This is a genomic window from Neochlamydia sp. EPS4 (assembly GCF_000813665.1).
Classification (GTDB): domain Bacteria; phylum Chlamydiota; class Chlamydiia; order Chlamydiales; family Parachlamydiaceae; genus Neochlamydia.
Genome location: NZ_JSDQ01000066.1, coordinates 25,641 through 33,028, shown reverse-complemented (window position 1 = coordinate 33,028; position 7,388 = coordinate 25,641). Strand labels below are relative to the sequence as shown.

General features: G+C 38.8%; 5 protein-coding genes and 1 pseudogene. 4 read left to right on the top strand and 2 right to left on the bottom strand.

Annotation, left to right across the window (positions count from 1 at the left end; translation table 11 throughout):
* Positions 1–177 (bottom strand): transposase (locus tag DB42_RS11875; RefSeq protein ID WP_080502778.1); only part of this gene is annotated, 177 nt, incomplete at its 3' end.
* A gap of 435 nt (positions 178–612) precedes the next feature.
* On the opposite strand from DB42_RS11875, the gene DB42_RS07240 reads away from it, so the two are divergent.
* From DB42_RS07240 to DB42_RS07230, 3 genes are all read left to right on the top strand, one after another.
* Positions 613–2,466 (top strand): toll/interleukin-1 receptor domain-containing protein, encoded by a 1,854-nt coding sequence (locus tag DB42_RS07240; RefSeq protein ID WP_155117464.1) that lies wholly within the window; start codon positions 613–615, stop codon positions 2,464–2,466.
* A gap of 203 nt (positions 2,467–2,669) precedes the next feature.
* Complete coding sequence (locus DB42_RS07235; protein WP_044882382.1) at positions 2,670–3,263, top strand: hypothetical protein; 594 nt, start codon at positions 2,670–2,672, stop codon at positions 3,261–3,263.
* 62 nt (positions 3,264–3,325) lie between these two features.
* Entirely contained in the window at positions 3,326–5,917 is a 2,592-nt protein-coding gene (locus tag DB42_RS07230) for an NACHT domain-containing protein (protein WP_044882381.1), read from the top strand.
* 433 nt (positions 5,918–6,350) lie between these two features.
* Here the strand turns inward: DB42_RS07230 and DB42_RS07225 are convergent, their stop codons facing one another.
* Complete coding sequence (locus tag DB42_RS07225; RefSeq protein ID WP_155117463.1) at positions 6,351–6,533, bottom strand: hypothetical protein; 183 nt, start codon at positions 6,531–6,533, stop codon at positions 6,351–6,353.
* A gap of 212 nt (positions 6,534–6,745) precedes the next feature.
* On the opposite strand from DB42_RS07225, the pseudogene DB42_RS07220 reads away from it, so the two are divergent.
* Positions 6,746–7,308: pseudogene (locus DB42_RS07220) on the top strand (IS982 family transposase); the annotation flags it as partial.
* Between the last annotated feature and the right edge of the window lie 80 nt (positions 7,309–7,388).

The window sequence follows — 7,388 nt, the reverse complement described above, 5'->3', positions numbered from 1 at the left end:
GCATAGGATAGCGTCAGCAGAGTAAATTCTTGGACGGCCCTTCTTCCCCGTGCTTTTATTTTCCCTCCATCCTTTAATGGTTTCATCCCAAAACCATAAAGTTATGCTTCCTCTTTGTTCTAAAGCTTTGTTATAATCGGACCAGTTACGTATGCGGTAGTTAAGCTTTTTTTCCATAGCCTGCCTATATTTTTGTTTAAGCAAACTAAATTTTACAGCTCTTATGTGTTAAAGAGCAATCTTATCGCATACACTTCTTAGCATTTACGCAACAACGCCCATTTAGAATAATTTTTTCAACTCATCAGTGCGTAAGCTGAGTTAATTAAGTAGGTTTTGTCGAATATCTTACCAGATAGTGTCTTGACTATCTTTTGTTAACAAGAAAAAATTTTATCCTGGAGTTTTAGATGAGTACAAAGAGGATAGAAAAGTGATGAAGCTTTGGCTGAGCATGACATAAAAATTTGCTATTAGAAAGGCAGTGATGCGAAAAATAAAGGAATAAATCTGATTTCTAGCAAAATTTTACAAATTTTTATGACACTAAATCAACAATATGATAAAAAAGAAGAGAGAGATGTAGATAAATTTTTACAAAAGGATAAGCTTATGAGCTATAATCCCCTCTTTTCCCTAGCAGATACAGGCGGCAAGCCTTGCTTTGTTCTTTCCTCTAGACAAGAATTTTCCTCCAACAAAAAAAATAAAATCCCTTCTTCTCTTTTGCTTGGAAGATGGGAAATAGCCGGAGGTCAGCACGTTCACCTCTATTCTTTACCTCACCGTGAGCTTAAAGCTTTTATTTATAATCAGCAAGGCTTGCTGGTGACAGAAGTGAAAGAAAGCCATATTCGGGGTGGCATACAAGGGCAAATGCCTTCAGTTACTTTACATCGCATGCTGCGCGAGATTAAGAGGACACGACTAGCAGCAGCCCAAGTCCTCTCTCCGCATAAAGGCTTGCAGCTTTTCTTTTTTCCTAAGCTTAGAGCAGGAATGGAAGGCGAAGAAGAAGAGGAGCAACCACCAAGCCAGGCCTTAGCAGAGTTTCTGTTTAATGGGGCTAAAGAAAAGGAAGAAGAATATCAAACTTGTAAAGAAGCTGGACAAGATATAGAAGCCCAAAAAGCACTACAGGAAGCGATTAACGACTATGGACAACTAAGCACCATTTCCTGTACTCGTACTCTTCAAAAAACAATCAGCCAGTGTTTAGAAAGTCTTAAGCAGGATCAGCAAAAGTATCGCTTTAAAGAAGAAGAGCCGCTTTATCTAGCGGATACAAAGGAAGAATCACGCCTTTTAAGATTTCTACGCCAAAGTTCCTTTGACATATCTACTTTCAAGGTATTATCAAGTATTACCCCTATAGGCTCTTTACAAGGTTATTTTGTTAAAGCATTTGCTTGCGAAGCATTAGAGCAAAGAGAAGAAGCAGCACATTATTATTACCAATTAGGAGAACTACATATAAAAATACATAATCAGGAATTAGCTCAGCTGCAGAAATTAGCTAAAGATCAGGAATTAGCTGAGCAGCAGGAATTAGCTAAAGATCGGGTAGCTCACCATCAAAAAGCAGCTCAAAGCTGTTTTAACAAAGCCTTTTGCTTAAATCCTCACCTTTTGCTGAAGAGCAATCTAAAGTTACCTGATTTTCCAAAATCTGATGCCGAGCTACTTCCTAATGTTAAGCTGCTTTCTGATATAGAGCTTTTGAAAGCTCAGCAAATCTTGCTGCGCCTAGAATTTGAAAAAGCTTTAGAGGAAATAAGAAATAGCCAGCCAGAGACTCCGCTTTGCTTTATCAGCTATGCTTGGGGTTTAGGCCCTAAGGAAGACGTAGAAGATTGGCTTAAAGACAGACGAGAAAACGCTAAGCCTGCCCAAGAATGGCTAATAGATTATTTAGTGCCCGATTTAGATCAAGTTGGCGTTAAGGCTTTATTTGATTTGCGCGAATGCATACCTGGTACCAACTTGATGGATTATATGCAGCACATTGCCTCCACCGACACCAAATATGTCTTGCTTATTTGCACGCCCAGCATGCGAGAAAAATATGAGAGCGGGGAAAAACATGGCTTATTCGGCGGCATTAAAACAGAGCTAACCATGCTCAATACGCGCTTTAAGAAAGCCGCATATAAAGGCAGTGTGCTGTGCCTTCTTTATCAAGGGGAGTGGCTGCAGGCCAATCCTCTTCCTATGACAGAAGATACCATTTATATTGACATGCGTCGTCCCGACAAATACTATGAAGCATTCTTAAAGCTTGCTTGTATTTTAAAACAAATTCCTGGCCAAATTAATGTTAAAGTTAATAAATTTGAGGCAACAACAGACTTACTGTTAAAAACGACAGAAGTGACCGACCAACAGTTAGCAGAAATTGAAGCTTGGAAAAAACAGCAAGAAAGTAGACCAGGGAAACTCTGGGAACCTATCTTAAAAAAAAAGTAAATGAAAATCAGAAAGACCCACTTTCTTTTCCTATCTCTCCAAGGGGGCCGCACTTAAGTGCCTCCTTAATCTACAATGCAGAAACAGCTGCCTCTCATCCTTCAGAAAAAGGACCTACTTCTTTATTCCACTCATCTTCTTCGCTTTCCCAGCCTATTTCTCCCCTTCTTTCCGAAAAACGCCAAGAAAAAGCTCATTCTTCGTTGGAACCTTCTAGAGAACGCTATATTACATTCTTATTCAGCCTTCTAGAAGAATCACAAATTCATGACAATCCAGCTTTAAAAAAAATGCTTGAGAACCAATTGGATGAGCTGATGAGCCAGGAAAGTGAAGAGCTGACAGAGAAAGAAAAGATAAACTATAAATGGACAAAGAATCTGCTAGGCGAAAATAAAAAGGTGAGACAATTTGCACTGGAAAAACTGCAGCAAATCCATAGCCCTTCTTCCCCTCTCCCAGCAGTTGTTCCTCAACCTTCTACTTCTTTCGCCTCATCTTCATCTATTTCCTCAACTAGAGAGATTCACGCTCTTTCTCCTCCATCTGTAACATCCGTTCCAGCCCCTCTGCAGCCTCCTGAACCTTTGGAAACTATCCGTAGAGGGAGTGCTATAGATGAACATCATAGGATAGGCCCACATGCAAAAAACTTGGTAATGGGTATAAAAGGAGGAAAAGCAAGGGTGAACCAGATGGATCAAGAGTCTCATTCTCAATCCGCAGTGGTGGCAAATCCTTCTGACAAAACGGCTCAAGTGCTAGCCGAGGGGATGTTTGGAAGCCGCCCAAAGTAAGCAGCCCATCAGAACAACGCTCTGCTGGTGGGTTAGATTATTGTGAGCACAGTCTTAACGCTTTGCAAGCCACGCCTGGACATTTTAATGTCCAGGCCAACGCTAGTCAAATCCATTTAGAGCAAAATGCAACACTGCTTATACATTCCAATCCTGTTTTTCAATACCATGCATTGCAGCCCTTGTCTCAAGTACCCCTAAACCCACAAACTCTCATTAACTCCCTTCAAAGCCTTTACCTTTCTCAGAAAACTCTTTCTATTTTTAGGATTAAAGCAGAGCAAGAATGGGAATTTAAAGTTCCTTTAGAAGAGATTTATGTACGTTTAGGGATCATTGAGAGTAAAGAAAGAAGAGTGAGTGACCAAGCACTTGATAAACATTCCGATCAAATACAAGATGATCGCATTCCAACTTCTGAAACCATCTATGAGTCTAAAGAGAATATTGAAATTGAAAAGATTTTCGAACATGTAAGCTTTGACAAAAAAGAGGCTAAAAGAATTTACATTCAAGGCGCGGCAGGAATTGGTAAGAGCACTTTATGCCACTATATTGCCTATCGCTGGGCAAAAGAGGAGCTTTGGCAAGGCATTTTTTCCTATCTTTTTTGGATTCCTTTGAGAAACCTTACTTTAAAGAAATATCCTGCTGATAAAGAGTATACTCCCGCTGATCTTATTGCTAGGGAATATGCAGGCAAAATTGATTCAAGAGCAATTGAGGCTTGCATAAACGATGCTACTTTACGAGAGAAAACCCTTCTTGTTTTAGATGGTTATTACGAGCTTTCTGCAGAAGCTCAAGGAAATACAAGCCTAGCTACAGCCTTTAAGGAGCTAAAAGAGTTATTTCCCCATATTCTAATTACCTCACGACCTGGAAGTTGCTCTTTTAACCGTTCTTGTGAGCTAGAGCTTTTAGGCTTTGATAAAGAAGGGGTCGAACGTTATATCGATAGATTTTTCAAACAAGTTCAAGCAGAAGATAAAAAACAAAAACTTTACCATTTATTACAAAGCTCTCCCCAGGTCTTAAGTCTTGCGCAAATTCCCATTAACTTGACTCTTCTTTGCTGCCTCTTTAACGAAGATCCAGAGGTTTTTGATTCTACTCAATCCATTACGATGACGGCTATTTATGAACGGATTGTTAACTGGATGTATAAATGGTTTCTTTTAAGAAGGATTGATCAGGGCCAATCCAATCAAACCAAGGAGAAAATTCTTGCGGAAAAAAATCTTCGCCATAATCAAGAAGTAGTTAAAATAGCCACAGCTTTTGAAGAAATGGCTTTTTTTGCCATGGAAAATAATACCCTTTATTTAGGAAAGCAAGAGATCGATGACTTTAGAGGCAACGCCATCACATCCAATGAGCTTGCCGATTGTGGACTTCTTCGCATTCCAGAAGAAAAAGGGTATTTTATTCACTTAACCTTTCAAGAATTTTTAACCGCTTCAAAGGTTGCTAATCAATATCTGCGAGGAGAAAATAGAAAAGCATGTCATGATTTTGTGAGTAATTACAAATTTGAACCACGTTATAACTTAGTTTTGCGCATGATTGCGGGATATCTTTCCTTATCTACTTCACCTAATCGACGTTATTTAAATTCAAGCCCGCTACAATTCTTTTTTGATGACCTTTTTGCTGAACCTCATGACCTAGCTGTCAGAAGCGAACTCCATTTGATTGCGAATTGTTTTGAAGAGTGTCAAAATTCTGCTCAGGTGAGGCAGTACGAGGGCTTCATAGAGCTTGTAAAAGACTATATGATTGAGATGGGAAAATTTTATATGAAACATTCCTCCTTACTTGATTTACCCTTTGAAGGGTTGCTTAGAAATAAAAACCTTTGTAATCATCCTAAAATAACGTACGCTATCGAAAGATTATTATCCCACCCACAAACCAAAGAAAACATGCTAAGGAACTTATCAAACATCATACGAACAGGGCAAAGGTTAGTTCCAGAAATAGTGAGATTTATTGCTGGGGTTCTTAAGGATCCGAGCTATTGCGTGTTTGCTGCCTCTGATCTAGAAATATTGGTAGAGCAAGGAGGAGAGCTTCCTAAGGAGGCGCTAGATACTCTCATCCAGATTCTCAAGGAGGAGGGTGATTTTGATGCCAAATGGTCTGCTGCTAAGGTTTTAAAAGTAGTGGCAAAGCAAGGAGGAAAGCTTTCTAAGGAAGCGGTAGATGCTTTCATCCAAATTCTCAATGACGGTGATTCTGATGCCAAAATGTCTGCTGCTAATGTTTTAAAAGTAGTGGAAAAGCAAGGAGGCAGGCTTTCTAAGGAAGCGGTAGATGCTTTCATCCAAATTCTCAATGACGGTGATTCTGATGCCAAAATGTCTGCTGCCAGTGCCCTAAAAAAAGTCGATAAAAATGCTTTATTAGAAATGGGCATCGAAGCATTTCCTTTAATCGCTAGGGTTTGTTTCTTTGCCGCGGACAGCTTTTCAATTAAAGGCCAGCAACTTCAAATTTCTGAAAAAACAACAACTTATCCCTGCAAGGATAAATTAATGCTTCACTACAAGGAAGTAAGAGAAAAATTGCCTACCGAGCTTGCTATATGGCGGAAACGATTAGATAGCCTCAGCCAAACTGGGAGCCTTCAAGAGTCTACAGATCGAGCTTGATGCTAAAAGAGATTGCTGCCATTACTTTTAAGGCATGGTACAAGAAACAAAGCCTTTTAATTTGAACTTCTTAACAAGAAACACGAGTTATCGGATAAGGAAATAGTTAAAAAAAAAGACCTTCACGCCCAGGTTATAGATTATACCATTCCCATTAATGCTTCCTGCAATTATTACGGGAAGCACTAATAGTTTACACTTTTTCAAGCAACATATCTAGCACCGGGAATATGCTGTCTGATCATTATAGGTTGAATTTGTTTAGGAAAGTGTTGATGGATGAATCTTCGTACAGTTGATTCACTGCACGTGATGTGCTCTTGAATAAGCTTATGAATGATCACAAAACTATGGTCTTTTGCTAACCAGTCTTTAATTAAAGGTTTAAGAGGATCTAAGCCATGCGATTTTGAAGATTTTTTTAAATCAAAAGCTACGACAGCCTGGTGAATTTCATTCTCAGAAGGGTAGACCTATCGTTAGATAGCCATCCGGTGTTGTTCGCAACTTTATTGAGATTACGGATAATCGTACGATGAATACCGGTATCGCGATTAATAGAGCGAATGCTTTGCTTAAATTTTAGTCGAAAAATGACTTGTTGTAATTCTATCATATTTCTCTTCCTTGGCATAAAATCTCCTTTTCGAGACAAGATTAAAAAAGATTGTCCCATGAAGATTTATGCAGTTTAAGAGAAATAAAGAAAAAAATTTTGGTAGCTAGGGTGGGTCACTAAAGGTGACGAGGGGTGGGTCACTAAAACTGCCGACCCTGGGTCACTAACCATGACGGATGACATCTTTATAGCTTAAGAGGTATACCTCTACAGGAATTGCATTCATTGATTCTAGCTCTATTGAAGTTTGCCATAATAAAAGAATTACAAGGAATAAGGTCTTCAAAGGTTTAGCTAAAAGAGGAAAAACTACCTCGGGCTGGTTTTATGGTTTTAAGCTTCACTTGATTATCAATGAAAAGGGAGAGGTTCCATCTTTTCAACTCACTCCTGGGAATGTTTCTGATGTTTCTATTGTTGATATCTTGTCAAAAGACCTGATGGGAAAGCTGTTTGGCGATAAAGGTTATCTTTCCACTCACTTAAAGCAAAAGCTTATTAATCGCGGTTTAGAGCTATTGACAAGCATACGATCGAATATGAAACAGAAGTTAATGTCTTTTCAAGACAAAATTCTGCTAAGAAAAAGATCTATAATCGAAACTGTAAACGATCAATTAAAAATATTTCTTAAATCGAACATACTCGTCATAGAAGCATAGGGAATTTTCTAGTCAACATGCTGGCAGGAATAGCAGCTTATTGCCACCAGCCAAAAAAGCCTTCTTTGAGGTTTTCTGGTCAAGAAAAGAGTCTCTTGATTGCAGCCTAGAAAAACTCAAAACTCAGGTTGATAAGTTTAAAGAGGGTTTTTTAAGATATCCTCTTACTGCTTCCTTACCAAAAATTCTA